The following is a 26,977-nucleotide window of genomic DNA, read 5'->3' on the forward strand; positions in this document are numbered from 1 at the left end:
CTCGTCCTCGCAAAACTGGCTTGATAAAGCTGACGTAAGTTAGCTCACATCACCGATACGTCCGGACACCCCGGGCGGGAGCTTCGAAGGCTCCCGCCTGGGGTGTTCTGCGTTTCGCAGGCGTTCCCACATCCTGGGATCCCAAAGAATGGCTTTGAGGATCTCAAAGTTCAAGTGTTAACGTGTTCGCCATGACGTCCGCAGCGCACCTCTCCCACGCCCTGAGCAGCCCGCTCGTGGCGCGCCTGCACGTCGATCTGTGCCGCTGTATGTCCGCGGTCTGTCGCCGCGCGTTCTGATCCGGCATCATGCAGCGGCCCGCGCCCGTGGCGCGTGCGAGTGCCGCACCCCCCGTCCCCGTATTTCCCCCGATACGCACCAGTGGAGTGCCCGTGTCCGCGTCCGCTTCCGCGCCCGCGAAGTCCCCGTCCCGTATACCCAAGGTCCCGTTCTGGGCCCAGATCGTCGCCGGTCTCTTCATCGGCGTGCTGCTCGGCTGGCTCGCCCGCAGCCAGGACATCGGCTGGCTGAAGGAGACCCTCGGCCAGGTCGGCGGCATCTTCGTCCAGCTGCTCAAGCTGGCCGTCGCGCCCCTCGTGTTCTTCGCGATCCTCGTCTCGATCACCAACCTGCGGAAGGTCAACAACGCGGCCCGGCTCGCCGCGCAGACCCTCATCTGGTTCATGATCACCTCGCTGATCGCGGTCGCCATCGGCCTCGCGATCGGCCTGCTCACCAACCCGGGCGCGGGCACCGGCCTGACCCCGAAGGACGGCAAGCTCCCCGAGCACCAGGGCAGCTGGATCGACTTCCTCACCGGGATCGTCCCGACGGACGTGATCACCCCGTTCACCGAGCTGAACGTGCTCCAGATCGTCTTCATGGCGGCCGTCGCCGGTATCGCCGCGCTCAAGCTCGGCGAGAAGGCGCAGCCGATCCTCACGCTCTCCGAGTCGGTCCTGGAGCTGCTCCAGAAGGCCCTGTGGTGGGTCATCCGGCTCGCCCCGATCGGCACCGCCGGTCTCATCGGCCGCGCCATCGTGAACTACGGCTGGGACCTGATCGGCAAGTACGCCACCTTCACCGCGGACGTCTACATCGGCTGCGCCCTGGTGATGTTCGGCGTCTACCCGCTGCTGCTCGCGACCGTCGCCAAGCTGAACCCGCTGCAGTTCTACAAGGGCGCCTGGCCCGCGATCCAGCTGGCCTTCGTCTCCCGCTCCTCGGTCGGCACCATGCCGGTCACGCAGCGCGTCACCGAGCGCCTCGGCGTCCCGAAGGAGTACGCCTCCTTCTCCGTGCCGTTCGGCGCGACCACCAAGATGGACGGCTGCGCCGCGATCTACCCGGCGCTCGCCGCGATCTTCATCGCGCAGATCTTCGACGTGCAGCTGGGCGTCAAGGAGTACCTGCTCATCGCCTTCGTCTCGGTGATCGGCTCGGCGGCCACCGCCGGTCTGACCGGCGCGACGGTCATGCTGACCCTGACCCTCTCCACCCTGGGCCTGCCCCTGGAGGGCGTCGGTCTGCTCATGGCGATCGACCCGATCCTCGACATGATGCGCACCGCGACCAACGTGGCCGGCCAGGCCCTGGTCCCGGTCATCGTCTCGGCCCGGGAGAAGATCCTGGACCTCGCCGCGTACGAGTCGGCCTCGGCCTCGCCGGTCGACGACCTGGTCGACGGCCGTGACGCCGACGCCAAGGTCCCGGTGGCCGCTGCCGCCTGACCCGTCCGGTCCCGCCTGACCCGCCTGACCCGTCCGGTCCTGCAGTCGAGGCCCGCGCCCCCCCGGAACACCCGGAGGGAGCGCGGGCCTTCGGCGTTCCGGCGGGCCGCCGCGCCGTCGGGGATCTGTCCAAATCCCGTTCCACACCCTAGATTTACTCGGAAGTAAGGTTACTGTCCGGTTCTCCCCGAGGAGCCGCACGTGCCCGTCGTGTCCGAGCAACAGCCGGTGCCCGAGCCCGAGTTGGTCCGGGTCGACGGAGTGGTGCGGGAAGCGGCCGTGGCGCCGCTCGCCGGGCCGGTGCGACGGGGGTCGCTCGCCGACCTGCCGTACGACACCGCCCGTGACGAACCCGGCGCGGTGCTCTTCTCCCGCAAAGGGGAAGGGGGCTGGCAGGACGTGACCGCCGCCAGGTTCGCCGCCGAGGTGCACGCGGTGGCCAAGGGGCTCGTCGCGCAGGGACTGCGGCCGGGCGACCGGCTCGCCCTGATGGCCAGGACCCGCTACGAGTGGACCCTGCTCGACTTCGCCGCCTGGGCCGCCGGACTGATCACCGTGCCGGTCTACCCGACCTCGTCGGCGTACCAGACCCGCTGGATCCTCCAGGACTCCGGCGCCGCCGCCTGCGTCGTCGAGGACGCCGCGCAGGCCCGGATCGTCTCCGCCGAACGCCGCCAGCTGCCCTCCCTCGGCCAGCTCTGGGTGCTCGACACCGGCGCCGTCGACCAACTGCGCAAGGCCGGGGCACGGGTCCCCGACGAGGCCGTCACCTCACGGCGCGGACTGCTCACCCCCGAGACCCTCGCCACCCTCATCTACACCTCCGGCACCACCGGCCGCCCCAAGGGCTGCGCCCTCACCCACGCCAACTTCTTCGCCGAGGTCGACAACGCGGTCGCGCTGCTCCACCCCGTCTTCAGCTCGGTCAGCAAGGAACCCGCCGCCACCCTGCTGTTCCTGCCGCTGTCCCACGTCTTCGGCCGGATGGTCGCCATCGGCTGCGTCCGGGCCCGGGTCCGGGTCGGCCACGCGCCCTCCGTCGAAGGCCCCGAACTCCTCGCCGACCTCGCGAGCTTCAAGCCCACCTTCCTGCTCGCCATCCCCTACGTCCTGGAGAAGGTGTTCCACACCGCCCGCGCCACCGCCGAACGCGCCGGCCGCGCCGCCTCCTTCGACCGTGCCGCCCGGGTCGCCGAACGCTACGGGCGCGGCGCCGCCGCCCGGGCCCGCCCCTCGCTCGGCCTGCGCGCCGCCCACGCCCTCTACGAACCGCTGGTCTACCAGCGGATCAGGGCCGCGCTCGGCGGCAAGGTCCGGCACGTCATCAGCGGCGGCTCGCCGCTCGGCGCCCGCCTCGCCGAGTTCTTCGCGGGCGCCGGGGTCGACGTGTACGAGGGGTACGGCCTGACGGAGACCACCGCCGCCGCCACCGTCACCCCGCTGCGCGGCCCGCGCCCCGGCACCGTCGGCAGCCCGCTGCCAGGCACCGCCGTGCGGATCGCGCCCGACGGCGAGATCTGGCTCAAGGGCGGGCACGTCTTCGCCGGTTACTGGGACGCGCAGCGCGGGGTGGCGCTGCCGTACACCGACGAGGGCTGGTTCCCGACCGGTGACCTCGGGGCCCTCGACGACGAGGGCCATCTGCGGATCACCGGCCGCAAGAAGGACATGATCGTCACCTCGGCGGGCAAGAACGTGGCCCCCGCGCCGCTGGAGGACTGGCTGCGGGCCCACCCGCTGATCGCCCAGTGCATGGTGCTCGGCGACGCCCGCCCGTACGTCACGGCGCTCGTCACCCTGGACCACGAGGGCCTGACGCACTGGCGCCGGATGCGGCACAAGGACCATCTGGCGCTGTGGGAACTGGCCCGCGACGAGGAGCTGATCGGCGTGGTGCAGCGGGCCGTCGACGACGCCAACCGGCTGGTGTCACGGGCCGAGTCGATCCGCGCGTTCCGCATCCTGACCAGCGAGTGGACGGAGTCGGGCGGCCACCTCACGCCGTCCCTGAAACTGCGCAGACGGGCGGTGCTGCGGGACTTCGCCCGGGAGATCGAGGACATGTACCCGCACTGACCGGGTCCGTACCCGGACTCCCGTCACGGCCAGAGCAGTTCCCGCTCCCAGAGACCGTCGTCGTGGCGCCGGTAGCGCAGCCGCACGTGCCGCCGCCGCTCGTCGCCCTGGAAGAACTCGACCTCCCGCGGCTCCACCAGGTACGGCGTCCAGCTCGGCGCGTCCGCGTCCGGCTCGGCCACCGCCCGCTCCCAGGCCGCCGTGCTCGCCGCCGCCAGCTCGTCGAGGGAGCCCAGCGGCTCGCTCTGGCGCCCGACGAGCGCCGAGGCGAGGGCGCCGGTGGTCCGGGCGTGCAGATCGGCGTACGCCTCCGCCCGCGTCCCGGCCACCACCCGGCCCCGCACCCGGACCTGGCGCCCCTGCGCGGCCCAGTAGAAGGTGAGCGCGGCCACCGGCCGGTCGGCCAGCTGACGCCCCTTGGCACTGCCGGAGTGCGAGGCGAAGTGCCAGCCGCGCCCGTCCGCCCCGTGCAGCATCACGACCCGGCTGTCCGGCAGCCCGTCGCCGTCCACGGTGCCCAGCGTCATGGTGTGCGGCTCCACCACCCCACCCCCGACGGCCGCCACGAACCACCGCCGGAACAACTCCACCGGCTCGTCCGGCACGTCCGCCGGATCGAACCCGGGCAGTGTGGTGTCCCAGACCCTAAGAGACCGCAGGGCCTCCTGAAAACGCCGTTCGTCGTCCATGGCGTCCATCATGAGGCCCTGCGGGGGTGCGCCGCGGCGCACGGGGGTGGGTCGGTCGTTCAGTCGCGGCCCAGGATCACCGTGCCCGATGAGCAGAACCAGCCGCCGGTGCCGGAGGCGACCGCGAGGTGGGGCAGGGAGCCGTCGGGGCGGCGGGTCTGGCGGCCGGGGGCCTCGCCGCGGAGCTGGCGGACCGCCTCGACCAGCAGGAACAGGCCGCGCATCCCGGGGTGGCAGGCGGAGAGGCCGCCGCCGTCGGTGTTCACCGGGACCCGGTCCTTCTCCGCGAAGTACGCGCCGCCCTCGCCCTTCGCGCAGAACCCGAGGTCCTCCAGGGTCACCAGGGTCATATAGGTGAAGGCGTCGTAGATCTCGGCGACGTCGATGTCGGCGGGGGTGACGCCCGCGCGCTCGAAGGCCAGGCGGCCGCTGACGGCGGCGGGCGAGACGGTGAAGTCCGCCCATTCCGACATCGTCGTGTGCGACACGTGCTCGCCGGTGCCGAGCACCCAGACCGGTGCCTTCGCGGTGTCCGGCACCAGGTCCTCGGCGACCAGCAGGACCGCGCAGCCGCCGTCGCTGCGGATGCAGCAGTGCAGCTTGGTGAACGGGTCCGCGATCATCGGTCCGGCCAGGACCTCGTCCACGGTGACCGGGGTGCGGAACATCGCCTCCGGGTTGAGCGCCGCGTTCGCCCGGGCGTCGACCGCGACCGCGGCGAGCTGCTCCAGGGTGGTGCCGTACTCGTGCATGTGACGGCGCGCGGCCATCGCGTACTTGGCGATCAGGCTGTGCCCGTACGGCACTTCGAACTGCAGCGGCCCGCGCGAGCCGAACGACAGGTTGCCGGTGCGGCGGCGCGCCTTGATGTCGGCGCGGGCGGTGGAGCCGTAGACCAGCAGCACCGCGTCGGCGTGCCCGGCCGCGATCGCGTCGGCGGCGTGCGCCGCCATCACCTCCCAGGTGGCGCCGCCCACCGAGGTGGAGTCCACCCAGCGGGGCCGCAGCCCCAGGTACTCGGCCACCTCCACCGGGGCGAGGGTGCCGAGCCCCGCCGAGGCGAGGCCGTCGATCACCGCGCGGTCGAGCCCGCTGTCGGCGAGCGCGCGGCGGGCGGCCTGGGCGTGCAGCGCGTACGGAGTGGCCTCGTCGACCCGGCCGCAGTCGGCGAGGGCTATGCCGGCGACCGCGACGCGACGACGGCGTTCCGGTGTGATGGTGGGCATGAATCTGACGGTACATCAGATTCGACGGGATCCCGAGGGTCTGGCGCTCTGTGCTTCTGCCCCACACGGCTCTAGCATGACGGCCCGTCAGATACGGAGGGGAGCCCATGCACACCGCCGCCGTCACCGAGGAACAGCGGGAGATTCGCCGCACCCTGCGCGAACTCCTCGCGAAGAGAGCGGGACCCGCCGAGGTCCGCGCCGCCGTCACCACCCCCGAGGGGTACGACACCGGGCTCTGGGCCACCATGGCCGGCACCCTCGGCCTGCCCGGACTCACCCTGCCCGAGACGTACGGCGGAATCGGCTGCGGCCCCGCCGAACTCGCCCTCGTCTGCGAGGAGACCGGCCGCGTCCTCGCCCCCTCCCCGCTGCTCGCCACCGCCGTGCTCGGCGCCCCGCTGATCGCCGCCCTCGGCACCGACACCCAGCGCGCCGAACTGCTGCCGAGGATCGCCGACGGCACCCTCACCTGCGCCCTCGCCCTCCCGGGCGGCTCGCTCCCGCTCGCCCTCGCCCTCACCGGCGACAACACCGCCGTCCCCTGGGCCGGCGGCGGCCGCTCCGGCGGCGTCCAGGCCACCCGCCCGGACGACGGGCCCTGGCGGCTGTACGGCGAGGCCGGACACGTCCTCGACGGACACAGCGCCGGACTGCTGCTGGTCGCCGCACACGCCGGAGGCTTCCCGCGCAGCCGCACCCTGCTCTTCCTGGTCCGCCCCGACGCCGCCGGACTCGACCGCCGCCGGGTACCCACCCTGGACCTCACCCGCGCCCAGGCCACCCTGCAACTGAGGGACGTGGAGGCCGAGTTGCTGGGCGAGGAACCGATGGAGACACTGCCCGCGCTCGCCGCCGCCGGACGCAACGCGGCCATCGCGCTCGCCGCCGAGGCGGTGGGCGCGGCGCGCGGCGCGCTCGACCGGACCGTGGAACACGCCTCGACCCGCGAGCAGTTCGGCCGCCCCATCGGCTCCTTCCAGGCGGTCAAGCACCGTCTCGCCGATCTGCTCGTCCAGGTCGAGTCGGCCCGCTCGCTCACCCTGTGCGCCGCCCGCGCGGCCGAGGCAGAGGCGGCGGCGGCCGAGGCCGGGGGAGGGGGCGGGGAGCCGGACCCGGCGTCCGCCGCGCTCGCGCTCGCCCAGGCCCTGGAGGCCCAGCGGGCCGCCGCCGCCGAGACCGTCCAGCTGCACGGCGGCATCGGCATCACCTGGGAGCACGACGCCCAGCTCTACTTCAAGCGGGCCGCCGCCGACGAACTCCTCTTCGGCCCCGCCGTCCGGCTGCGCGCCCGGGCCGCCGAGACCATCGGCCTGTTCGGCGACGCGGGCAGCGGACCCGGCACCGGCGCCGCCGGGCGCACGGCGGGGGAGGTGGCCTAGATGGCACCCGTCGGACTGCGCATGATGCAGAAGGTCTCCGCCACCCGCACCTTCGCCAAGGTCGCCCCGCACGTCATCCCCGCCATGGACCGGGCCGTGCACCGGCTCACCCGGGGCAAGGTGCTGCTCAGCGCCAGGATGCTGCCCGGCGTGATCCTCACGGCGAAGGGCGCCAAGTCCGGACGGCCCCGGGTCACCCCGCTCGCCTGCATGCCCGAGGGCGACGGCAGCTGGCTGCTGATCGGCTCCAACTTCGGCCGCCCCGGCCACCCTTCGTGGACCGCGAACCTGCTCGCCCACCCCGCCGCCGAGATCAGCTGGCGCGGCGAGAGCTTCCCGGTCACCGCCCGGCTGCTGCGCGGCGAGGAACGGGCGGCGGCCTGGCAGGCGGCCCTCGCCTTCTGGCCGCCGTACGCCACCTACCAGGCGCGGATCGACCGCGAGATCAGACTGTTCCGGCTGACCCGGGGCTGACCGGGGGCTCCTGGCCGGGGCGGGGCGGGGCGGCCGGCACCCGCCCCGTCACCGTGAACGCCACCGAGTACGTCAGCGTCTCCTCGCTGTCCAGATGCGCCAGGAACACCCCGACCGCCCGCTCCGCCGCCTCCGCCGAGCCCAGCGCCCGCGCGATCAGCGGCCGGGCGATGTCCAGCTTCAGCGCCCACTGCTCCCGCTCCACCGGGTCGATCCGGCCCGCGATCAGGTGGTACGGGTCCACCCGCACCGCGAGCTCGGTCAGTCCGGCCGAGCGGGCGAGCCCGAAGAGGCGCCGACCGGTGTGCGGGTCGAAACCGGCCGCCCCGAGCGCCGCCGTCACCGGGTCGAGCAGCGCGCGCAGTTCGGGCCCGACCGGGTCGTGCCAGACCAGCTGGCCGTCCAGGTCGAAGAGCACCACATGGCCGCCCGGCCGGGTCACCCGCGCCATCTCGGCGACGGCCCGGCCGCGCTCGGCGACGTACTGGAGCATCAGGCGCGAGTAGACCAGGTCGAACGAGCCGTCCGCGAAGGGCAGTTCGCGGGCGTCCCCGGTGCGGCGCAGCAGGGCGCCGCCGGCCTGCCCGCCGGTGCCCGCGGCCAGCCGCTCCGGGTTGCCGTCGAACGCCGTCACCTCGGCGCCCGGCCGGGCCCGCAGGACCGCCTCGGCGAGGTGCCCGGGACCCGCGCCGACGTCGAGCACCCGGGACCCGGCGGCGCCCGGCGGCGGCAGCACCGGGTCCAGGTACTCCCGTACCCAGCCGTCCGCGTCGACCTTCGCGATCAGCCGCCCGGCCTCGCGCCGGTCCTCCATCAGATACGGTACGGCGCTCACGCGCTCCTCCTCGGGGTCGTGGCGGCGACGGCGGGGGCCCCGCCGCGGCCCTGGCGGCGGCGCTCGTACAGGCCGTCGATGTGGCGGGCGAAGTCCTGGCCCGAGCTGCCGAGCCAGAGGGCGCGGCTGTACGGGCGGACGGGTTCGGCGCCCGCCGGCAGCAGCCGGTCCATCGGGGTCTCGCTCGCGACCGGGATCCTGGCCGGTTCGAAGTCGGCGTAGACGGGGGCGACGGCGGCGAGCAGCGCGCCGACCGCCGCCCGGGCCGCCGGAGGGTCGAGCGCGGGGTCGACGAGGAGGTCGCAACGATTCTCCAGGAAGGAGAAGTTGAAGCCGAGCGGGCCCCGGGTGGCGAGCGCGGCGGCCTGGATCCGGCCCGCCCGGTCGTGGTGCACGAAGATCCGCCGGTAGCGGCGCAGCCCGACGAGCCGGTAGAGCCGGTCGACCTCGTCGAGGCCCAGGTCGCCGAGGTCCAGGCTCTCGGCCCTGACGAAGACCTCGCCCCGGCAGCGGGCGGCGAACGCGGCGAGCTCGGGGCAGGCGCCGCCGTCCAGCTCGGTCACCGGGCCGGGCCCGGAGCCGGGTCCGCCGAGGGCGTGGGCGAGGGTGAGCGGGACCATCAGGTAGTCGCCGGGCAGCACGGTCGCGGCGGCCGGGCCGAGGCTGTCGGCGACGGTGCCGAACACCAGGGCGGCGAAACGGTTGCTCGGGCTGAACCAGTTCTGCTGGGCGAGGTCCGTGCCCCGGTCGGCGCGCATCGCGAGCGCCGTCGTCATCACGGCCCGGCCGCCCGCCAGGGTGCCGGAGGAGACCAGGTGCTGGGACTGCCAGCCGCCGTGCGTGGAGCGCCAGCCGGACACGGAGGCCCAGCCGCCGCCCGGCTCCTCGTGGCTGATCTCCGCCATCAGGAGCTCGCCCGCGCGGCGGGCGCGGCGCCAGTTGTCGAGGATCAGCGCCCGGTACGGGGCGAGCCGGGCGCGCTTGGCGGGGTAGAGGAAGCGGGAGCTCTCGTACCGCTCGAAGAGCGCCGAGGGGGGCAGCGCGTTCACCCGGCAGTCGGGGTCGGCCGCGACCCGGGCGTCGGGTGTCTCGCGGGACGCGGGGGCGCCGGATAAGGGCGTGGCGGGGGCGCGGTCCATGACCGCCGGGGAGTTCATCGGCTGTGCCGTCCTGTTGGTGGGGTGTCGTGTCGTCGGATCAGGTGATCATCCGAAGCACCAACGGCGGCCCGGGGGAAAGGTGACGGCCGTCCGTATGAACTTCGCCGGGCGGCCCGGTGCCCGGGAAAGGAAACGCCGGCGGGGCTCCCGTACCCGATGAGGGGTGTGTACGGGGGCCGCCGCCGGCGCGACAGGACGGGTGAGGAGCTGCGGGCTCCGGGGTCAACGCGCGGAGATCCGCGCGGGGTTCACTTCGTCGGCTTCTTGCCGGTGATCCCCAGGTGCACCAGGAGGGCGAGGTTCGGCTTGAGTTCGGCCTGCTTCACGCCCCAGGTCTGGAAGCCCTTCTGGTGTCCGGCGACGGACGCCAGCATGGCCACCAGGGAGCCCGCCATGGCGGCCGGGCTGATGTCCTTGTCGACCTTGCCCTTCGCCTGGAGGTCCTTCACCGCGTCCGTCAGGGAGTTGGTGACCGAGTTCAGGATCTTCATGCGGATCTTGTAGAACCGCTTGTCGCCCTCCGCGGCCCCGAGGTCCACCACCCGCAGGATCGCGTCGTGCTTGCGCCAGAAGTCCAGGAAGCCCTCGACCAGGTCCTCGGAGCTCTGCCAGCCGGCCTTGCCGATCCAGGAGCGTCCGGAGACCAGTTCGGTCAACCCGGCGCCCTCCTTGGCCATTTCCTCCGCGATTTCGAGGACGGCGCCCTCGACGTCAGGGAAGTACTGGTAGAACGTGGCGGGTGAAGTGCCCGCCTTCCGGGCCACGTCGATGACCTTCACGTCCCGGTAGGGCGAGGTACTGAGCATCTCGCCGAGGCAGTCGAGCAGCTTCTGCCGCGTCGCCTGACCGCGTCGTCCGGCCACGCGGCCGTCGACGGTGCGTACTTGTCCTGTCATGCCGTCAGCTTACCGAGGGGTGATCGACGCGCGATTCGGCCGACTGCAAATGGGGTGCACCCCCTCCGCGGGCGGCGGGAGCGGCGGCGCACCGGGGGTCCGGCGCGGGCCCGGGGCGTTCGAGCGGGGGCCCGGGAGGGGCGGGCGCGGGTGGTCCCGTACCCCCGCGCGTACCCCCGTGCGCCCGATAGGCTTATTAACAGCCTGTGGACAACTTCGGTGGACAACCCGTGCGGGACAAGGGTTCCGGGCCCCTTATGTGCACATTTGTTCGCTTTCGGAAGCGTGCGGGAGCGGGGCCGGACGCTCATTCTGAGCCCATGGCCGTATTCGCACAGGGCACCCCCTGCTGGGTGGACGCGCAGCTTCCCGACCTCGAGGCGGGCAAGCGCTTCTACGGTGAGCTGTTCGGCTGGACCTTCGACACCGCCCGCGACGAGGCGCTGCTCGACGGACGGCGGGTGGCCGGTCTGGTGCCCAAGCGGGACGGGCGGATGCCGACGACCTGGACGGTGTACCTGGCCGCCGACGACGCGGGCGCGCTCGCCGCCCGGGTGACGGCGGCCGGCGGCCGGATGGTGATGGAGCCGTACCCGGTCGGTCCGTTCGGGGTGCTCGCGCTCGCCGCCGATCCCGGCGGGGCGGTGCTCGGCCTCCGGCAGGCCGGGGACGACGACGGCTTCGAGGTCACCATGGAGCCCGGCGCCTTCTGCTGGCTGGAGGTCTACACCCGGGAGCCCGGCGCCGTCGACACCTTCTACGCGACCGTCTTCGGCTGGCTCGGCCGCCAGGTCGACCCGGCCGACGAGGGCCGGGGGAGCGGCTTCGACTACCGGGTCTGGTCGCCGCCGGGCTCCCGCTCGGGCGACGACTCCGCGTTCGGCGGCCGGGCCGTGATCACCGACGCCTTCCCGGCCGAGATGCCGGGCCACGTCCTCGTCTACTTCGCCGTCGCCGACTGCGACGCGGCCTGCGCCACCACCGTGCGGCTCGGCGGCCGGGTCGCCACCGGCCCCTTCGACACCCCGCACGGCCGGATCGCCGTCCTCCACGACAACCAGGGCGCCCGCTTCGCCGTCCTCGCCGAGCCCGGCGCCCCGGGCGCCCCGGCCACCGCCGAGGCCCCGGCCACCGCCGACGCTCCGGCCACCGCCGACGCTCCGGCCACCGCCGAGGCCCCGGCCGCCGTCCAGGACCCGGTGCACCCCGAGGCCCCGCCCACCCCCGCGCCGCCCGCCGCCGAGGCCACCACCCCGGCCACCACACCGGGCGCCGACACCCCCGCCGACACCACCGGCCCGCGCCCGGAGTGACCCGGGACACCCCGATCCGCCCCCGGGTTCGCCACCACCGCCCAGGACAGGAACAATCAGGGGCCACGGGGCCGTAATCTCATGGCCCTACGGGGAGGTGGCAGGCAAGTGGAGCAGCTGACGCAGCACGACCCGAGAAGGATCGGGCCCTTCGAGGTGCTGGGCCGGCTCGGTGCGGGCGGCATGGGCCTCGTCTATCTGGCGCGCTCGGCGTCCGGGCGCCGTGTGGCGATCAAGACCGTGCGCACGGAGCTCGCCGAGGACCAGCTGTTCCGGGTCCGCTTCACCCGTGAGGTGGAGGCGGCCCGCGCGGTCTCCGGCTTCTACACGGCGGCCGTCGTCGACGCCGACCCGCGCGCCGCCGTGCCGTGGCTGGCCACCGCCTATGTGCCCGCGCCCTCCCTCGAGGAAATAGTGAACGAGTGCGGGCCGCTCCCGGCCCAGGCGGTGCGCTGGCTGGCGGCCGGGGTCGCCGAGGCCCTGCAGTCCATCCACGGCGCCGGTCTGGTGCACCGCGACCTCAAGCCGTCCAACGTCCTCGTCGTCGAGGACGGCCCCCGGGTGATCGACTTCGGCATCGCGTCCGGCGTCTCCAACACCCGGCTGACCATGACCAACGTCGCCGTCGGCACCCCCGCCTACATGTCGCCCGAGCAGGCCCGCGACTCGCGCAGCGTCACCGGCGCGAGCGACGTCTTCTCGCTCGGCTCGATGCTGGTGTTCGCCGCCACCGGGCACGCGCCCTTCCACGGCGCCAACCCGGTCGAGACCGTCTTCATGCTGCTGCGCGAGGGCCCGGACCTCGAAGGACTGCCGGACGAGCTGCGCCCGCTGATCGACGCCTGCATGCAGATGGACGTGGCCCAGCGGCCCACCCCCGCCGACCTCCAGGCGATGCTCGCGCCGCACCTCTTCGGCTCCGGCGACGACGACAGCGGCACGGCGGCGGCCTGGCTGCCCCGGTCCGCCGTCGAGATGATCGAGACCCGGCGCGGCGGCCGGGTGCCGCAGCCCGCGCAGGCCGCCCCGCCGCGCCCGCCCCGGCCGCCGCGCGAGCCCGCCGAGTGGGGCACCGACCCGCGCGCGGGCGACCGTCCCGGCGGCCGGCACGCCGGTCCCTCCGAGTCCTCGGTGAACGGCCCCTCCGGTCCTTCGATCCTCGGCGGTCCGGTCGCTCCGGCCGGTCGGGTGAGCGGTGCGCCGCAGGACGGTCCGGTACGGCTCGTCGGCGCCGCCCTGCCCATCGGTCCAGGGCCCCGGGTCGCCGACACCCGCGCGCACATCGCCGTCGGCCCCGGCGCCGCCGCCGGTACGGCCACCGGCTGGATCCGGCCGCCCGGCGGCGGCCCGAACGGCGCCGAGCCGGGCCCGCCGCCCGGGGCCCGTCCGCTGCCCGCCCCGGCGCCCGCGCCGGACGCCAGGACCCACCAGCAGGAGGCGCCGGGCCACTGGCGCCCCTGGCGGTTCCGGATGTCCAACGACGTCTGGGGCACCCCGGTCGTCGACGGCGACCTGCTCTACGTCACCTCCTTCGAGGTGCACGCGCTGGACACGGCGAGCGGCCGCCGCCAGTTCAAGACCCGTGACGTGGCCTGGTCGATGGCGGTCGCCGGGGGCCGGATCCACGCCTCCGACGGGCCGACGCTCTACGCCCTCGACGCCGTCGACGGCACCGAGCGCTGGCGGCTGCACACCGACGCCTGGGTGTACTCCCTCCAGGTGGACCGGGGCACCGTCGTCACCGGCACCCGGGGCGGCGGCGTACAGGCGTGGGAGGCGTCCAACGGCGCCAAGCTGTGGGAGATCACCGGCGCCCAGACCGACTTCGAGACACCGGAGGGCGGGCCCTCGGTGCACGGCGACACCGTGTACGTGTGGCGGGACGCCCGGCTCCTCGCGCTCGACGCCCGCAGCGGCGCCGAGCGCTGGTCGTACCCGGTCGGCGACGCCGCCTCCTGCGCGCACGTCCCGGTGCGGGTGGCTCCGGCCGAGGACGGCTGCGTCTACGTCTCGGCGGGCACCCGGGTGCTGTCCGTGGACATCGCGAGCGGGCACGTCCGCTGGCACTTCGAGGCCCCGGCCGTGTTCCTGTCGCCGCCCGCGTTCGCGCCGGGCCCGGCGGTCACCGGCGGCGGGGTGTACCTGTCCGACCACCTCGGCACGGTGTACGCGCTCGACGCCACCACCGGCAAGGACCGCTGGCGGATCGCCACCGAGCCGCGCCAGTCGCCCGATCCGGTGCTGATCGCCGCGGGCCATGTGCACGTGGGCAGCGGCAGCGCGCTCTACACCCTCGACGCGGTCACCGGCACCCCGAAGTGGCGGTTCGCGGCCGGCGGCCAGCTGATCGGCACCCCGGTGGTGGCCGACGGCCGGGTCCACTTCGGCTCCGCCGACCACGTCCTCTACACGCTGGACGCGAGCGGCGGCCAGCTGCGCTGGAAGCTGGCGACCGGCGGCGAGATCACCGGCTCGCCGGTGGTGCGCAACGGTGTCGTCTACGCGTGCAGCAAGGACCGCTGCGTGTACGCGCTCGACGCGGTGAAGGGGACGGCGACCAACCGCACCGGCTGATCCACCGGACACCCCCTAGCGGTTCTGCGGGTCCTCGGGCCGGTGGTCCGGCGGGTACGGCTGGTCCGGCGGGGGAGTGTCCACGGTCGGGTACGTGGCGGTCGGCGCGTCCCCGCCCGGGTACGGGCCGACGGGATACGGGTCGGCGGGGTACGGGTCGGCGGGGTCCGGGTCGGCCACCGGGACGGGGGCCGGGGCCGGGGCCTGGTCGACCCGGGCGGTACGGCGCCGTCCGCGCCGCCCCGACATCACCACGGCCCCCAGGAGCAGCAGCACCCCGCCGCCGAAGGCGTTCGCGACGCCGATGCCCAGGCCCTGCCCGTCGCCGCCGACGGTCAGACTGCCCTCGGCCTGGCCGACCCGGACCATCCACAGGACGGTGAAGCCGAGCACCACGATCCCGGCGAGCGCGACCAGCGCGCGGGAGCGGAAGAGGACGCCGACGAGGGTGAGCAGCGCGGCGAAGGCGAACGGCAGCAGGATCGAGCCGATCACCTCGGCCTTGGCGTCCGTGATGCCGGTGAAGAGTTCGTCGATCGCGTAGTCGCGACCGTGACGGCCGTCGTACCAGGCACGGAAGGGGCTCCAGACGGCGGCCGTCGCTCCGGCGAGGGCCAGGACCGAGCCGACGATGTTGCGGATCACCGATCGGCCTCCTTGGGTCCGGCTCTCGCTGTCGACGCTACGCCGGGTGCGGGGGCCCCGCCACGCGACGAAGGGGCGCCGCTAGGGTGACGCGGACACGACGACGATCAGACGGCGACCAGTGGCACGGGGGTTACGACGATGGTCCGCACCAGGCTCAGGCTGGCGGCGACGCTCACGGTGGTGGTGCTCGCGCTGACCGGCTTCCAGACGAGCTCGGGGGGAAGCCACGGCAGCGGCAAGAGCAGCGGCCGGAGCAAGAGCAGCAGCAGCGGCAAGAGCAAGGGGAGCGGCGGCGGGGGCGGCTGCTCCAGCTCCAAGAAGAAGAACGACGACTACGACGGCTACGACGACTACAGCAACAACAGCGGGAGCAGCGGCGGCGGTTCGACGTCCGCGCCGACGCCCACCCCGTCCGCGTCGCCGGACGTCCGGGTCGAGGTCATGGACTGTGTGGAGCCCGCACAGAAGAAGCGCAAGGGCAAGCCGGCCCGCAAGGCCGACACCACCACCGACCTGCGGCTCGAACCGGTGGACGGCCACCGGGCGAGCTACCGGGTGACCGTGGAGTTCACCGGCGCGAACGGCTCGGCGGTGGACCGCGCCGAGACCACGGTGCGCACGGACGGCACGGAGCCCGTGCGCTTCGAGGTCGCGATGGCGCACCCGGGGACCGTCGGCCAGGTGAGGAAGTGCACCGTGCGCGAGGTCCGCGAGCTCTCCTGACGGGTGCCCGGGCAGGAGCGCCCGCGATCCCGCCTACCGGGTGGTGAACCCGGTCCGCCGCCCGCGCCCGGTGAACAGCTCCGCCTGCCGCTCCGGCGGCAGGTTCCCGAGCGTCACCAGGTGCGGGGCCTGGGCGAGCGCCTGCGACCTGACCGCCTCCTTGGCCGTCCACAGCGCCCGTACCGTCCCCTGCACGGCCTCGGTGGGCCAGCCCGCGATCACCTCGGCGCACCGGACGGCGGCGGCCAGCGCCCCGCCCGCCGCGGTGACCTCGCTGACCAGGCCGGTCTCATGGGCCCTGCGGGCGGAGATCCGCTCGGCGGTGCCCATCAGGGCCATCCGGGCGACCTCCCCGAACGGCATCCGCTGCGCCATGTGGATGGTCTCGAAGGCGCTCACCATGCCGTAGCTGGTGTGCGGGTCGAAGAACTCGGCGGTCTCGCCCGCGATCAGGAACTCGGCCTCGCCGAGCAGGTAGAAGGCGCCGCCGCAGGCCATCCCCTCGACGGCGGCGATCACCGGTTTCCACAGGTCGTTGGCCTTGGGGCCGATGGCGACGAGGGGGTCGTCGATCGTGTACGGGGAGGAGGGCTGCGGCACCCGTCCGGCGTCGTCGCGGTCGATGCCGGTGCAGAACGCCCGCCCGCCGGACCCGGTCACCACCACGGCCCTGACCTCGTCCTCGTACCGCAGTCCCCGCCAGATCGCGCCGAGCCGCCGGGCCATCTCCAGGGTGACGGCGTTGTGCTTCGCAGGCCGGTCGAGGGTGACGACGGCGACGCCTGTCTCCTTGTCCCGCTCGACGGTGACACCGTCACCGCCGACGGCGCCGCTGTCGCCGGTCGCCGTGGTGCCGGTGCCGCTCATCCGCGCTCCAGGAGCCAGCGCGGCACGCTCACGCCGTCGATCTCGGTGAACGCGGCCTTCACCGGGGCGCCGATCCGCAGCCGCGCCGGGTCGACGGAGTTCAGGTCCGCGTCGGGGGCGGCGACCACATTGCCCGCGAGCCGGATGTGCGGGGCCTCGGCGAGCTCGACCAGGACCGCGTTGTAGGGGGCCTGGGCGGCGTAGTCGGGCAGCAGCGGCGGGTGCGGGATCACGAAGGACCAGATCCGGCCGCGCCCCGACATGAGCCGCCACTCGCTGTCGAAGGACTGGCAGCGCGGGCAGCAGGGGCGGGGCGGGAAGCGCAGCTCGCCGCAGTCGGGGGCGGCGCACGCCTGGACCCGCAGCTCGCCGCGGGCGGTGTACTCCCAGAACGGCGCGCCGTCCTCGTCGATGACCGGGCTCAGCATGGTGTCCTCAACTCCTCAGGCTCGCAGCAGGATCGCGGATGTGGGGACGCCCTCACCGGCGGTGACGAGGCAGCTCGCGGCGTTCGGGACCTGGGCGGTGGAGGTGCCGCGGAGCTGCTTGACGCCTTCGTTGATGAGGTTGAAGCCGTGCACGTACGCCTCCGAGAGGCCGCCGCCGCCGGTGTTGAGCGGCAGTCTGCCGCCGATCTCCAGGGCGCCGCCCTCGGTGAACGCGGCGCCCTCGCCGCGCCCGCAGAAGCCGTAGCCCTCCAGGGAGAGCGGCACGAGCGGGGTGAAGGCGTCGTAGATCTGGGCGACGTCGATGTCCTCGGGGGTGAGGTCGGCGTGCTTCCACAGGTGCCGGGCGGCGGTCCAGGCGGGGCCGGAGAGCGGGTCGTCGTTCCAGTAGTTGACCATGCCGTGGTGCTGGGCGGGCAGGCCCTGGGCGGCGGCGTGCACGTACACCGGCTTCCGGCGGCAGTCGCGGGCGCGTTCGGCGGAGACGATCACGCAGGCGAGCGCTCCGTCGGTCTCCAGGCAGTTGTCGAAGAGGCAGAGCGGTTCGCTGATCCAGCGGGAGCTCATGTACATCTCACGGGTCAGCGGGCGTTCGTACATGATCGCGGCCGGGTTCTGGTTGGCCCGGTTGCGGCAGGCGAGGGCGACGTTGAAGAGGTGGTCGCGGGTGGCGCCGTACTCGTGCATGTAGCGGCGGGTCAGCATGCCGATCTCGTCGGCGGGCCTGAGCAGGCCGAAGGGGCGGGTCCACTGGCCCGGGGTGGGCAGCTGCACGGCGGTGTTCTTCCAGGGCCGCGGCCCGCTGCCGCGCTTGCGGGAGCGCCAGGCGACGCCGACGGTGGCCTGTCCGGTGGCGACGGCGGCGGCGAGGTGGCCGACGGTGGCGCAGGAACCGCCGCCGCCGTAGCCGACCTTGGAGAAGAAGGTGACGTCGCCGGCCCCGATCGACTTGGCGACCTCGACCTCGTCGGTCTCCTCCATCGTGTACGAGGCGAAGGCGTCGACCTCGGCCGGGGCGATCCCGGCGTCGTCGAGGGCGGCCAGGATCGCCCGGCAGGCGAGGGTCTTCTCGGACTCCGGGAGGTTCTTGGCGAAGGCCGTCTGGCCTATCCCGACGATGGCTGTTGCGTCCTTGAGCACGTGACCTCCCGGAACGGCACTACAGGGCAGCACTGCTGACAGCGCGTCAGGCTACAGCTAATCTGACGGATAGTCAGCTACGGGTCCTCGGCGGGAGGGTGGGGTCACCATGGAGCACGGCTCGATACCGGAGTTGGTGCGCTGGGCGGCGAAACGTTACGGGCCGGGCGAGGCCGTCGTCGAGGGCCGCACCCGGCTCTCGTACGCGGAGCTCGGTGCCCGGGTGGAGCGCGCCTCCGCCGCCTGCCTGGCCAGTGGCGTACGGGCCGGGGACCGGGTGGCGATCTGGGCGCCCAACACCCTGGACTGGATCGTCGCCGCGCTCGGCGCGGTCGGCGCGGGCGCCGTCCTGGTCCCGCTCAACACCCGCTTCAAGGGCACCGAGGCCGCCGACGTCCTCGCCCGCTCCCGGGCCCGGCTGCTCTTCGTCACCGGCACCTTCCTCGGCACCTCCTACGTCGCCTCGCTGCGCCGCGCCGGGGCCGAACTCCCGGACCTGCGACGGGTGGTGGTGTTCAGCGACACGGTGCCCGACGACCCGGCGTACACCACCTGGAAGGCGTTCCTCGCCGAGGGCGACACGGTGAGCGCCGAGCAGGTGCGGGCCCGCGCGGACGCCGTCGCGCCGTCCGACCCGTCCGACATCATCTACACCTCGGGCACCACCGGCCGCCCCAAGGGCGCCGTCATCAGCCATGAGCAGACGCTGCGCTGCTACGAGGTGTGGAGCGAGCTCGCGGGCCTCGCCGAGGGCGACCGCTACCTCATCGTGAACCCCTTCTTCCACACCTTCGGCTACAAGGCCGGGATCATCGCCTGTCTGCTGCGCGGGGCGGTGATGGTGCCGCAGCCGGTGTTCAACGTGGACACCGTGCTCGCCAACATCGCCGCCGAACGGATCTCGGTGCTGCCCGGACCGCCCACCCTTCACCAGTCGCTCCTCGACCACCCGGCCCGCGGCGCGCACGACCTCTCCTCGCTCCGGCTCGTCGTCACCGGCGCGGCCGTCGTCCCGCTCCAGCTGGTGGAGCGGCTGCGCGGCGAACTGGGCGTCGGCACGGTGCTCACCGCGTACGGCCTCTCCGAGGCGAGCGGCATCGTCACCATGTGCCGCCGCGGCGACCCGGCCGAGGTGATCGCCCGCACCTCGGGCCGCGCCATCCCGGACACCGAGGTCCGGCTCTCCGAGGGCGGCGAGGTGCTGGTGCGCGGCTTCCACGTGATGCGCGGCTACTTCGAGGACCCCGAGGCCACCGCCGCCGCGATCGACCCGGACGGCTGGCTGCGCACCGGGGACGTGGGCGTCCTGGACGAGGCGGGCAATCTGCGGATCACCGACCGGATCAAGGACATGTTCATCGTCGGCGGCTTCAACGCCTACCCGGCCGAGATCGAGCAACTCCTCGGCCTGCACCCGGACATCGCGGACGTGGCGGTGGTCGGCATCCCGGACCGGCGGCTCGGCGAGGTCGGCAAGGCGTTCGCGGTCCGCCGCCCGGGCGCCCGGGTCACCGCGGACGACCTGATCGCCTGGTCGCGGCGCGAGATGGCGAACTACAAGGTGCCGCGCGAGGTCGAGTTCGTGCCGGAGCTGCCGCGCAACGCGAGCGGGAAGGTGGTCAAGGGCGAGCTGCGGGCGCGGGTGCGGGCGGCGTCCTGAGTGTGGCGTGGGTCACTCCGTACGGTGGTATGGTCGACGGTATGGCAACCAAGAAGTACACGGTGACCCTGCCCGAGGAACTGGCCGAGGAGATCCGCCGCGAGGTGGGCCCGGGCGGTTTCAGCGCGTATGTCACCCGGGCCATACAGGGGCGGCGGGAGCAGGACCGGCTCGGCGAGGCGGTCGACTGGCTGGAGAACGAGTACGGCCCGGTGAACGAGGAGCAGTTGGCGGCCGCCGAGGCGGAACGGCACGAGATCATGCGGGAGCACGCGGAGCGGGCCGCCCTGCGGCGCACGGTGCCGGACGCCCCGAGCGGCGAGCGGGTGGCCGAGGCCGCATGACCGAGATCGTCTATGTCCTCGACAGCGAGGGGCTGTCCCGGGCCGTCCTCGGCGACGAGCCGATGCGGGCCCGGCTGAAGGACGCGCACCGGACCGGAATCCGGGTGGTGACCAGCTCGACGACCTTGATCGAGGCGTACCACGGCAAGCTGCCGTACAGCGCCTGGCAGTGGTTCGTCTCGCGGATCGTCGTGGAGCCGGTCACGGACGAGGTCGCGCACTCCGCCATCGCCCTGCTGAAGGACGTCGGGCTGCACGGCCACAAGTACGCGATCGACGCCGCCCTCGCGGTGATCGCCGCCCGGCAGCGCGGAGTCGTCACGGTCTTCACGTCCGACGTGGACGACCTCACCAAGCTCTGCCCGCCCCGCGTCCTCGTCCGCCGTCTCTGACGCCGAAGGCGAACTCCGTACACGCCAAGGGCCCGGACCGGTCTCCCGGTCCGGGCCCTCCCCCCTGCGCGCGCGTGGCGTGCCTGTCGGGTTCGACCGGCGGTCCCCACCGCCTGCCGTTCCGGACAAGATCGATCCTCGCCCACATCGAACGTGGGTGCGAGCGCTTCAGGCCGAGTCCGTCAGGTCGGCGGCCGGAATCCTCCCAGCTCACCGGCCCGGGACCCGGGCACGGCGAAGGGGCCGGGCCCCCAGCCCGACCCCTCCGGCCCGCCGTCCGGACGTCGCTCCCGGTCGTTCACCCGCCCGATCCCCCCGACCGTGCGGGCGCCCCCGAACCGGGTGCGACGCCTGTGTGTTCCGGACGGCCCGCGGCCTCGGCAGCTCCCCCGATGGCGCCGCCGCGACCTCCCCCGTGGCTTCCGTGATGGCTTTCGTGCCGCCTCGCGCGCGGATCCGGTCAGCCCTGCGAGGGCTTGAACGGCTCCGAGGTGGCGTGCATGTCCTTGGTGATGAGCTGCTGCTCGGCCTCGACGGCCGCACCGGCACCCGCGCCGGTGACCTTGGCGGTGATGGCGTCGATCGCCGGCTCGGACGTGGCGTGCATGTCCTTCGTGGTGATCTCACCGCCGGTGCCGCCGGTGGCGTGCATGTCCTGGGGCTTCACGACCGCGTCCTGCTCGATCGGGTTGCTCATCTGTCAGCTCCTGCGTGTGATGAAGAAGAACCGGTGCGATCCGTCCGGCCGCTCCCCCGTGACCAGCCGGACGGATCGCTCATTGGCCGCACACCTTAGTTGCCGGAGATGTCGGCCACACCGGTGACCCGCGTGCCCCCCGACGCGACGGATCGACAAGAAGAAGCATGCCGGGCCGCGATAAACGAACGATGAACGCGCAGGCTACGCCGCCGCGGCCGGGGCGAGCAGGCCCCGCACCTCGGCGGCCTCCGCCGCGCCGAGCGACTCGAACACGTCGAGCGCCTCCTGCCAGCAGACCTGCGCGCGGCCGGACTGCCCGATGCCGCGCAGCCCGCGGCCGAGCACCGTCAGGACGTTCGCCCGCCGCCACTCGCCGCCGATGCCCCGCAGCACGGTCAGCGCCATCTCCGCGTTCGACGCCGCCTGCGCGTACCGCCCGGCCGCGATGTCCACCTCGGAGAGCCGGAACAGGGTCATGCCCTCCCACAGCCGCTGCCGGCTGTCCCGGAAGATCTCCAGGGCCTCCGCGAGCCGCTCCACCGCGGTGTCGAGCTGCCGGGCCTCGGTGAGCGCGAGCCCCAGCGCGTACCGCCCGTTGGCGCCGCGCAGCGAGTGGCCCATCGAGTCGTAGATCCGGGTGCCCTCCTCGGCGAGCTCGATCGCCTTCGCCGTACGGCCCTTGGCCAGATGGATCCGGGACAGGTTGCACAGCGCGCTGGCCTCGCCGGGCCGGTCGCCGATGGACCGGAACCGCTCGATGGCGTGCGCGAGATGGACCTCGCCCTCGTCGAACCGGTTCTGGTAGAGCGCGATGATCCCGCGCGCGTTCGCCGACCAGCAGGCCGGCACCGGGTCGTCGGCCGCCTCGGCGAACGGCAGCGCCAGCTCGGCGTCCCGGTCGGCCTCCGAGAACCGCCCCGCGGTGTGGTGCACCCCGGCCAGCGCGGTCAGCGCCCGGCCCGCCGCGCGCGCGTCCCCGAACCGCTGGGCGGCGTCCCGCGCGTACGAGCCGACCGCCTCGAACTCCCGGGCGTTCGCCCCGGATTCGCCGAGGTCCAGGGCCGCCCACAGCAGGTCCACGGCGCGCCGCAGCGTCCCCGGGGCCGCCGCCGCCTGCCGGACGCAGGCCAGCAGGCAGTTCGCCTCGGCGTACAGCCAGTCCTGGGCCGCGTGCCGGTCGGCGAAGACCAGGCCCGGGTGCCGTACCGGCTCCAGGTGGTCGGCGAGCCGGTCGCCGGGCCGCTCGATCGCGTACACCTTGGCGGCCGACGCCAGATAGAAGTCGAGCAGCCGGGACATCGCCAGCTCGCGTTCCACCGGCGGCTGTTCGTCCCGCTCGGCGCACGCCCGCGCGTACAGCCGGAGCAGGTCGTGGTAGCGGTAGCGGCCGGGCGCCGCCGACTCCAGCAGCGAGGTGTCGACCAGGGCCTCCAGGAGGTCCTCGGTCTCCCATTCCGGCAGGTCCAGGACCGCCGTCGCCGCCGCGAGGGATATGTCAGGTCCGTCGGCGAGGCCCAGCAGCCGGAACGCCCGGGCCTGGGCCGGCTCCAGCTGGCCGTAGCCCAGCTCGAAGGTCGCCTTGACCGCGAGGTCGCCCGCCTGGAGCTCGTCGAGACGGCGCCGCTCGTCCGCCAGCTTCGCGGCGAGCGTGGACACCGTCCAGGTGCGCCGGGCGGCGAGCCGGGAGGCCGCGATGCGGATCGCGAGCGGCAGGAAGCCGCAGGCCGCGACCACGTCGAGGGCCGCCTCCCGCTCGGCGAGCACCCGCTCCCGGCCGACGATCCGGGTGAAGAGCTGGAGCGCCTCGTCCGGTGACATCACGTCCAGGTCGACCAGGTGCGCGCCCGCCAGGTCGACCATCCGGATCCGGCTGGTCACCAGGGCGGCGCAGCCCGCGGTGCCGGGCAGCAGCGGGCGGATCTGGGCGGCGTCGCGGGCGTTGTCGAGGAGCACCAGGACCCGGCGGCCGTCGAGGGTGGAGCGGTAGAGCGCGGCCCGCTCGTCGAGCGAGTCGGGAATGGCCGAATCCGGGGTGCCGAGCGCCCGCAGGAACGCGCCGAGCACCGCCTCGGGGGCCGCCGCGTGCGAACCGGCGCCCTGGAGGTCGACGTACAGCTGTCCGTCCGGGAAGTGCGGCCTGGCCTCGTGGGCGACGTGCACGGCGAGGGTGGTCTTGCCGACGCCGCCGATCCCGGCGAGCGCGGACACCGCCATGACGGAGCCCTCGGCGGTGGCGAGCCGGGCGCCGAGCTCCCGTACGAACGCGGCCCGGCCGGTGAAGTCCGGGACGGTGGCCGGGAGTTGGGCGGGCCGGGCGACGGGTGCGGCGGCCGGGGCCTGCTCCTCGACGGGGCGGGCGAGTTCGGCGTCGGCCTGCAGGATCCGCTGCTGGAGCCGGGCGAGTTCGGGGGTGGGGTCGACGCCGAGTTCGTCGGCGAGCAGCCGGCGGGTGTCGGCGTAGACGGCGAGCGCCTCGGCCTGCCGTCCGGACCGGTAGAGGGCGAGCATCAGCAGTTCGCGCAGCCGCTCGCGCAGCGGGTGGGCGGCGGTGAGCGCGGTCAGCTCGGAGACGGCCTCGGCGTGCGCGCCGACCTCCAGGTCGAGGTCGAGCCGGGTCTCCAGGAGCTGCAGCCGCCATTCCTCCAGGCGGGTGCGCTGGTTCTCGGCGTACGGGCCGGGCACCGAGGCCAGTGCCTCGCCGTCCCACAGCGCGAGGGCGTCGCCGAGCCGGTCGCGGGCGTCGCCGCGGCGGCCCTTGGCGCGCAGCTTCTCGGCCTCGGCGGCGAGCTCGTGGGCGAGGTTGAGGTCGAGGTCGAGCGCGGTGGTGCGGATCGCGTAGCCGCCGGACTCGCTGACCAGTACGCCCGGGTCGAGGATCTTGCGCAGCCGGGAGGCGTAGGTGCGGACGGCGGCGAGCGCCTGGGAGGGCGATTCCTCGCCCCAGATGGCGTCGATCAGTTCGGCGGCGGTGGCGGTGCGGCCGTCGCGCAGCAACAGGGCGGCGAGCAGGGCGCGCTGCTGCGGGGAGCCGGTGGGCAGGGCCTGTCCGTCGCGGGCGACGCGGACGGGTCCGAGCACGGCGAAGCTGAGCCGGGCGCCGTCGGCGGCGGCACCGGCCGTGGCCGTGCCCGCGTTCGTGTCCGCGCCGGCCGATCCCGTACCGACCGGTTCCGTGCCGGTCGATCCCGGCGCCGGTGTCCGCTGTCCCGGAACCCGCGGCCCGTTCTCACGGTCCATATGTCCCCCTGCCCGTACCGCTGGTCTCGCCCAAGACAGTCTGCCTTGTCCGCGGGGGAGGCGTCAGCATCGGGTCGGCCGTTCCCTGGCGCACGGAGGGCGCACGGTACCGGGTCGGAGCCGGGTCCGCGCGGTCAACGTAGCTGACGGATCGTCAGATCGGCGCTACCGTGAAGCGCATGGAGAGCTTCCCCAAGATCATCTCGGTGGACGACCACACCGTGGAGCCCCCGCACGTCTGGCAGGACCGGCTCCCGTCCCGATATCGCGACATCGGGCCCCGGATCGTCCGTGCCCCGTTGAAGGAAATGACCTTTCTGGGCGGAAAGTTCGCCCCTGTCATGGGCGCCAAGGGGGACGAAGGCCCCATCGGCGACTGGTGGGTCTACGAGGATCTGCACCGTCCGCTGACCCGGCTCGACACCGCCGTCGGGTACGACAGGGACGAGATCCGCCTGGAGGTCATCACCTACGAGCAGATGCGGCCGGGCTCGTACTCGGTGCCGGACCGGCTCGCGGACATGGACGTCAACCACGTCCAGTCGGCGCTCTGCTTCCCCACCTTCCCCCGGTTCTGTGGACAGACCTTCACAGAAGCCGCCGATCGTGAACTCGGTCTGCTCGGGGTGCGGGCCTACAACGACTGGATGGTCGACGAGTGGTGCGGGCCCGAGGCGCGGGGGCGGCTGATACCGCTGACCCTGGTCCCGCTGTGGGACCCGGAGCTCGCGGCGGCCGAGGTCAGGCGCAACGCGGCGCGCGGGGTGCGGGCGGTGGCCTTCTCGGAGATCCCGCCGCACCTGGGGCTGCCGTCGGTGCACACCGACCACTGGGACCCGTTCCTGCGGGCCTGCGACGAGACCGGCACCGTGATCGCGATGCACATCGGCTCGTCCAGCCGGATGCCGTCCACCTCGGCGGACGCGCCGCCGGCCGTCGGCTCCACCATCACCTTCGCCAACTGCTGCTTCTCGATGGTCGACTGGCTGATGAGCGGCAAGTTCGAGCGCTTCCCGAACCTGCGGATCATGTACGCGGAGGGCCAGATCGGCTGGATCCCGTACATCCTGGAGCGCGCGAACGTGGTCTGGGAGGAGAACCGCGGCTGGGGCGGCGTCGCCGACAAGGTCACCCGCCCGCCGTCGGAGCTGTTCGCCGAGCACGTCTTCGGCTGCTTCTTCGACGACGCCTTCGGGCTGCGCAACCTGGACGCGATCGGCGCGGCGAACGTCCTCTACGAGACGGACTACCCGCACTCGGACTCCACCTGGCCGAAGTCCCGCGAGGTCGGCGAGGCGCAGATGGGCCACCTGGACGCGGCGACCGTGGACCGGATCGTGCGGGGCAACGCGATCGACCTGCTGGGCCTGACGGAGGACGGCCTCTGGCGCGGATGAGGAGGTCCGCCGGAAGGTCAGGACCGGCACGGCCTTCCGGCGGGCGGTCTCGTGGTCAGAGCGCCAGGACGTGGCGCAGCGCGGTGGCCACCCGCGCCATCGTCTGGGCGGAGAGGGCACCGAGGTCGGCCTTGATGTCGTCCCGGTACATCGGGCCGAGATCGTCACAGAGGATCCGTCCCACGGCGGGATCGGCGGGGCTCAGCTCGACGATGCTCGGGATGTCGGGCTTGTCGCTCGTGGTGATGCGGACCACCAGGCACTCGTCCAGTTTCTGGTTGCGGGCGTTGTTCGAGACGACCAGCCACGGCTTGAGGCCGAAACCCAGGTCCGCCCGGTACAGCCGTCCGCGCACGGGGACGATCTCCGTCACTCGTCGCCCCCCGGGTGGATCCGCCTGCGGGCGCGGCGCGCCGCGGCGTAGGCGCGGTCCTCGTCGTCCTGGGCGGCGGCCAGCGCCGCATAACCGTTCTCGAGCGCCTTCTGCTCGACCGCGACCCGTCCGGCGTCGAGCAGGGCGCGCAGAACCTCGGCGTCCGAGGTGGTGTCGTCCACTCTTATGCCGGTGACCTGGCGCAGTGCCACGTTCTCAGGGCTTTCGTGGCGCCGCACGCGCTTCATCGTCTCCGCTGTCCGGGAGTCGAGCGGCACGCTCTTTCTCGTCATGGTGGCCATGCATCACATCGTGCTGCACAAGATGCTGCACGTCAAGAGCGGGGTCGCTCTGCGTGAGGTCCCGCTCACTCTGCGGGAGTCCGGGGTGGAGGCCGGCGAACATCTCGGCGATCCCGTCGTACTCCCGGCTGTCCCGCGCGCTGTGCGGGAACCCGGCCCGCCGCGGTCAGCGGCCGGCCTTCTCGGTCAGATGCCTGCGCGCGGCGTCCTCGACCGCGCCCCAGTGGCGGGCCCGCTCGAAGTGGCGGGCGATGCGGGCCGCCCGCTCCTGCCGCTCCGCGTAGAACCGGAGGGTGAGATTGACGGCCTCCGTCGCGTTCCTGGCCCTCGACAGGGCCATGGTGCGCCGCAGGGCGTCATCGTCGATGTCGATCCGGGTCGCGGCCATGAGCC

General features: G+C 73.6%; 24 protein-coding genes and 1 pseudogene. 11 read left to right on the top strand and 14 right to left on the bottom strand.

Translation table 11 applies throughout. The features are described from left to right. The first annotated feature begins 392 nt into the window (after positions 1 to 392). Together ACIPXM_RS16510 and ACIPXM_RS16515 are read left to right on the top strand one after the other, a co-directional pair. The gene (locus ACIPXM_RS16510; protein WP_401655657.1) at positions 393 to 1,730 is read left to right on the top strand and encodes a dicarboxylate/amino acid:cation symporter; all 1,338 of its coding nucleotides are present in this window, start codon (positions 393 to 395) and stop codon (positions 1,728 to 1,730) included. A gap of 201 nt (positions 1,731 to 1,931) precedes the next feature. Continuing rightward, positions 1,932 to 3,806 (top strand): AMP-dependent synthetase/ligase, encoded by a 1,875-nt coding sequence (locus ACIPXM_RS16515; RefSeq protein ID WP_401655659.1) that lies wholly within the window; start codon positions 1,932 to 1,934, stop codon positions 3,804 to 3,806. 23 nt (positions 3,807 to 3,829) lie between these two features. Here the strand turns inward: ACIPXM_RS16515 and ACIPXM_RS16520 are convergent, their stop codons facing one another. Both ACIPXM_RS16520 and ACIPXM_RS16525 read right to left on the bottom strand, forming a co-directional pair. After that, entirely contained in the window at positions 3,830 to 4,495 is a 666-nt protein-coding gene (locus ACIPXM_RS16520; protein WP_401655661.1) for a pyridoxal 5'-phosphate synthase, read from the bottom strand. Between the two features lie 59 nt (positions 4,496 to 4,554). Further along, positions 4,555 to 5,721, bottom strand: coding sequence for a thiolase C-terminal domain-containing protein (locus ACIPXM_RS16525; protein ID WP_401655664.1), 1,167 nt, complete (start codon positions 5,719 to 5,721; stop codon positions 4,555 to 4,557). 107 nt (positions 5,722 to 5,828) lie between these two features. Here ACIPXM_RS16525 and ACIPXM_RS16530 point away from each other — a divergent pair, with 107 nt between their 5' ends. Both ACIPXM_RS16530 and ACIPXM_RS16535 read left to right on the top strand, forming a co-directional pair. Beyond that, positions 5,829 to 7,103: an acyl-CoA dehydrogenase family protein gene (locus ACIPXM_RS16530; RefSeq protein WP_401655666.1), complete on the top strand. Its 1,275-nt coding sequence runs from the start codon at positions 5,829 to 5,831 to the stop codon at positions 7,101 to 7,103. After that, complete coding sequence (locus ACIPXM_RS16535; protein ID WP_401655668.1) at positions 7,104 to 7,577, top strand: nitroreductase family deazaflavin-dependent oxidoreductase; 474 nt, start codon at positions 7,104 to 7,106, stop codon at positions 7,575 to 7,577. Here the strand turns inward: ACIPXM_RS16535 and ACIPXM_RS16540 are convergent. The 3 genes from ACIPXM_RS16540 to ACIPXM_RS16550 form a co-directional block, all read right to left on the bottom strand. Beyond that, the gene (locus tag ACIPXM_RS16540; protein ID WP_401655670.1) at positions 7,549 to 8,412 is read right to left on the bottom strand and encodes a methyltransferase domain-containing protein; all 864 of its coding nucleotides are present in this window, start codon (positions 8,410 to 8,412) and stop codon (positions 7,549 to 7,551) included. The two genes, ACIPXM_RS16535 and ACIPXM_RS16540, sit on opposite strands and share 29 nt — an antisense overlap. Then, positions 8,409 to 9,569 carry a hypothetical protein gene (locus tag ACIPXM_RS16545; RefSeq protein WP_401655672.1) on the bottom strand — a complete coding sequence of 387 codons (1,161 nt, stop codon included), beginning with the start codon at positions 9,567 to 9,569 and terminating at the stop codon, positions 8,409 to 8,411. Before ACIPXM_RS16545 ends, ACIPXM_RS16540 begins: the two co-directional genes overlap by 4 nt. A gap of 251 nt (positions 9,570 to 9,820) precedes the next feature. After that, positions 9,821 to 10,468: a TetR family transcriptional regulator gene (locus ACIPXM_RS16550; protein ID WP_401655674.1), complete on the bottom strand. Its 648-nt coding sequence runs from the start codon at positions 10,466 to 10,468 to the stop codon at positions 9,821 to 9,823. Between the two features lie 320 nt (positions 10,469 to 10,788). On the opposite strand from ACIPXM_RS16550, the pseudogene ACIPXM_RS16555 reads away from it, so the two are divergent. Both ACIPXM_RS16555 and ACIPXM_RS16560 read left to right on the top strand, forming a co-directional pair. Next, positions 10,789 to 11,559: pseudogene (locus ACIPXM_RS16555) on the top strand (VOC family protein); the annotation flags it as partial. 303 nt (positions 11,560 to 11,862) lie between these two features. Beyond that, complete coding sequence (locus ACIPXM_RS16560) at positions 11,863 to 14,355, top strand: PQQ-binding-like beta-propeller repeat protein (protein ID WP_401655676.1); 2,493 nt, start codon at positions 11,863 to 11,865, stop codon at positions 14,353 to 14,355. A 15-nt stretch (positions 14,356 to 14,370) separates the two neighbouring features. On the opposite strand, the gene ACIPXM_RS16565 is transcribed toward ACIPXM_RS16560, so the two are convergent. Beyond that, a complete protein-coding gene (locus tag ACIPXM_RS16565; protein ID WP_401655678.1) occupies positions 14,371 to 15,000 on the bottom strand; it encodes a hypothetical protein in 630 nt (209 codons plus the stop codon). Between the two features lie 141 nt (positions 15,001 to 15,141). Between ACIPXM_RS16565 and ACIPXM_RS16570 the strand changes: the two genes are divergently transcribed. Next, positions 15,142 to 15,726, top strand: a complete 585-nt coding sequence (locus tag ACIPXM_RS16570; protein WP_401655680.1) for a hypothetical protein — start codon at positions 15,142 to 15,144, stop codon at positions 15,724 to 15,726. A gap of 33 nt (positions 15,727 to 15,759) precedes the next feature. Here the strand turns inward: ACIPXM_RS16570 and ACIPXM_RS16575 are convergent, their stop codons facing one another. The 3 genes from ACIPXM_RS16575 to ACIPXM_RS16585 are packed head-to-tail and all read right to left on the bottom strand — an operon-like array spanning position 15,760 to position 18,179. Continuing rightward, the gene (locus tag ACIPXM_RS16575) at positions 15,760 to 16,593 is read right to left on the bottom strand and encodes an enoyl-CoA hydratase/isomerase family protein (RefSeq protein WP_401655682.1); all 834 of its coding nucleotides are present in this window, start codon (positions 16,591 to 16,593) and stop codon (positions 15,760 to 15,762) included. Further along, a complete protein-coding gene (locus tag ACIPXM_RS16580; protein ID WP_401655684.1) occupies positions 16,590 to 17,021 on the bottom strand; it encodes a Zn-ribbon domain-containing OB-fold protein in 432 nt (143 codons plus the stop codon). Before ACIPXM_RS16580 ends, ACIPXM_RS16575 begins: the two co-directional genes overlap by 4 nt. A 15-nt stretch (positions 17,022 to 17,036) precedes the next feature. After that, positions 17,037 to 18,179, bottom strand: coding sequence for a lipid-transfer protein (locus ACIPXM_RS16585; RefSeq protein WP_401655686.1), 1,143 nt, complete (start codon positions 18,177 to 18,179; stop codon positions 17,037 to 17,039). A gap of 109 nt (positions 18,180 to 18,288) precedes the next feature. Between ACIPXM_RS16585 and ACIPXM_RS16590 the strand changes: the two genes are divergently transcribed. The 3 genes from ACIPXM_RS16590 to ACIPXM_RS16600 are packed head-to-tail and all read left to right on the top strand — an operon-like array spanning position 18,289 to position 20,575. After that, positions 18,289 to 19,839, top strand: coding sequence for a FadD3 family acyl-CoA ligase (locus tag ACIPXM_RS16590; protein ID WP_401655688.1), 1,551 nt, complete (start codon positions 18,289 to 18,291; stop codon positions 19,837 to 19,839). 41 nt (positions 19,840 to 19,880) lie between these two features. Continuing rightward, positions 19,881 to 20,183, top strand: a complete 303-nt coding sequence (locus tag ACIPXM_RS16595) for a hypothetical protein (protein WP_401655690.1) — start codon at positions 19,881 to 19,883, stop codon at positions 20,181 to 20,183. After that, on the top strand, positions 20,180 to 20,575 hold the full coding sequence (locus ACIPXM_RS16600; protein ID WP_401655692.1) for a hypothetical protein: 396 nt from the start codon (positions 20,180 to 20,182) through the stop codon (positions 20,573 to 20,575). The genes ACIPXM_RS16595 and ACIPXM_RS16600 overlap by 4 nt, the downstream gene beginning before the upstream one ends. A gap of 460 nt (positions 20,576 to 21,035) precedes the next feature. Here ACIPXM_RS16600 and ACIPXM_RS16605 read toward each other — a convergent pair whose 3' ends face one another. Together ACIPXM_RS16605 and ACIPXM_RS16610 are read right to left on the bottom strand one after the other, a co-directional pair. Next, positions 21,036 to 21,272: a hypothetical protein gene (locus tag ACIPXM_RS16605; protein ID WP_401655694.1), complete on the bottom strand. Its 237-nt coding sequence runs from the start codon at positions 21,270 to 21,272 to the stop codon at positions 21,036 to 21,038. Between the two features lie 204 nt (positions 21,273 to 21,476). After that, positions 21,477 to 24,512 carry a BTAD domain-containing putative transcriptional regulator gene (locus tag ACIPXM_RS16610; protein WP_401655696.1) on the bottom strand — a complete coding sequence of 1,012 codons (3,036 nt, stop codon included), beginning with the start codon at positions 24,510 to 24,512 and terminating at the stop codon, positions 21,477 to 21,479. Between the two features lie 179 nt (positions 24,513 to 24,691). Here ACIPXM_RS16610 and ACIPXM_RS16615 point away from each other — a divergent pair, with 179 nt between their 5' ends. After that, positions 24,692 to 25,909: an amidohydrolase family protein gene (locus ACIPXM_RS16615; protein WP_401655698.1), complete on the top strand. Its 1,218-nt coding sequence runs from the start codon at positions 24,692 to 24,694 to the stop codon at positions 25,907 to 25,909. Between the two features lie 55 nt (positions 25,910 to 25,964). On the opposite strand, the gene ACIPXM_RS16620 is transcribed toward ACIPXM_RS16615, so the two are convergent. The 3 genes from ACIPXM_RS16620 to ACIPXM_RS16630 form a co-directional block, all read right to left on the bottom strand. Continuing rightward, complete coding sequence (locus ACIPXM_RS16620) at positions 25,965 to 26,264, bottom strand: type II toxin-antitoxin system PemK/MazF family toxin (protein WP_401655700.1); 300 nt, start codon at positions 26,262 to 26,264, stop codon at positions 25,965 to 25,967. Between the two features lie 14 nt (positions 26,265 to 26,278). Continuing rightward, positions 26,279 to 26,584: a hypothetical protein gene (locus ACIPXM_RS16625; RefSeq protein WP_401655702.1), complete on the bottom strand. Its 306-nt coding sequence runs from the start codon at positions 26,582 to 26,584 to the stop codon at positions 26,279 to 26,281. Between the two features lie 166 nt (positions 26,585 to 26,750). Continuing rightward, positions 26,751 to 26,972: a type II toxin-antitoxin system VapB family antitoxin gene (locus ACIPXM_RS16630; protein ID WP_401655704.1), complete on the bottom strand. Its 222-nt coding sequence runs from the start codon at positions 26,970 to 26,972 to the stop codon at positions 26,751 to 26,753. Positions 26,973 to 26,977: the final 5 nt, after the last annotated feature.

Origin of the sequence: Streptomyces sp. NPDC090025, assembly GCF_044748125.1 — a bacterium.
Taxonomy (GTDB): domain Bacteria; phylum Actinomycetota; class Actinomycetes; order Streptomycetales; family Streptomycetaceae; genus Streptomyces.

Excerpts from the sequence above, each read along its gene's own strand:
- ACIPXM_RS16520 (WP_401655661.1), bottom strand. The coding sequence starts at position 4,495 with ATGGACGACGAACGGCGTTTTCAGGAGGCCCTGCGGTCTCTTAGGGTC.
- ACIPXM_RS16530 (WP_401655666.1), top strand. The coding sequence starts at position 5,829 with ATGCACACCGCCGCCGTCACCGAGGAACAGCGGGAGATTCGCCGCACC.
- ACIPXM_RS16575 (WP_401655682.1), bottom strand. The coding sequence starts at position 16,593 with ATGAGCGGCACCGGCACCACGGCGACCGGCGACAGCGGCGCCGTCGGC.
- ACIPXM_RS16545 (WP_401655672.1), bottom strand. The coding sequence starts at position 9,569 with ATGAACTCCCCGGCGGTCATGGACCGCGCCCCCGCCACGCCCTTATCC.
- ACIPXM_RS16595 (WP_401655690.1), top strand. The coding sequence starts at position 19,881 with ATGGCAACCAAGAAGTACACGGTGACCCTGCCCGAGGAACTGGCCGAG.
- ACIPXM_RS16590 (WP_401655688.1), top strand. The coding sequence starts at position 18,289 with ATGGAGCACGGCTCGATACCGGAGTTGGTGCGCTGGGCGGCGAAACGT.
- ACIPXM_RS16605 (WP_401655694.1), bottom strand. The coding sequence starts at position 21,272 with ATGAGCAACCCGATCGAGCAGGACGCGGTCGTGAAGCCCCAGGACATG.
- ACIPXM_RS16580 (WP_401655684.1), bottom strand. The coding sequence starts at position 17,021 with ATGCTGAGCCCGGTCATCGACGAGGACGGCGCGCCGTTCTGGGAGTAC.
- ACIPXM_RS16560 (WP_401655676.1), top strand. The coding sequence starts at position 11,863 with ATGGCCCTACGGGGAGGTGGCAGGCAAGTGGAGCAGCTGACGCAGCAC.
- ACIPXM_RS16600 (WP_401655692.1), top strand. The coding sequence starts at position 20,180 with ATGACCGAGATCGTCTATGTCCTCGACAGCGAGGGGCTGTCCCGGGCC.
- ACIPXM_RS16610 (WP_401655696.1), bottom strand. The coding sequence starts at position 24,512 with ATGGACCGTGAGAACGGGCCGCGGGTTCCGGGACAGCGGACACCGGCG.
- ACIPXM_RS16535 (WP_401655668.1), top strand. The coding sequence starts at position 7,104 with ATGGCACCCGTCGGACTGCGCATGATGCAGAAGGTCTCCGCCACCCGC.
- ACIPXM_RS16550 (WP_401655674.1), bottom strand. The coding sequence starts at position 10,468 with ATGACAGGACAAGTACGCACCGTCGACGGCCGCGTGGCCGGACGACGC.
- ACIPXM_RS16630 (WP_401655704.1), bottom strand. The coding sequence starts at position 26,972 with ATGGCCGCGACCCGGATCGACATCGACGATGACGCCCTGCGGCGCACC.
- ACIPXM_RS16570 (WP_401655680.1), top strand. The coding sequence starts at position 15,142 with ATGGTCCGCACCAGGCTCAGGCTGGCGGCGACGCTCACGGTGGTGGTG.
- ACIPXM_RS16615 (WP_401655698.1), top strand. The coding sequence starts at position 24,692 with ATGGAGAGCTTCCCCAAGATCATCTCGGTGGACGACCACACCGTGGAG.
- ACIPXM_RS16525 (WP_401655664.1), bottom strand. The coding sequence starts at position 5,721 with ATGCCCACCATCACACCGGAACGCCGTCGTCGCGTCGCGGTCGCCGGC.
- ACIPXM_RS16625 (WP_401655702.1), bottom strand. The coding sequence starts at position 26,584 with ATGGCCACCATGACGAGAAAGAGCGTGCCGCTCGACTCCCGGACAGCG.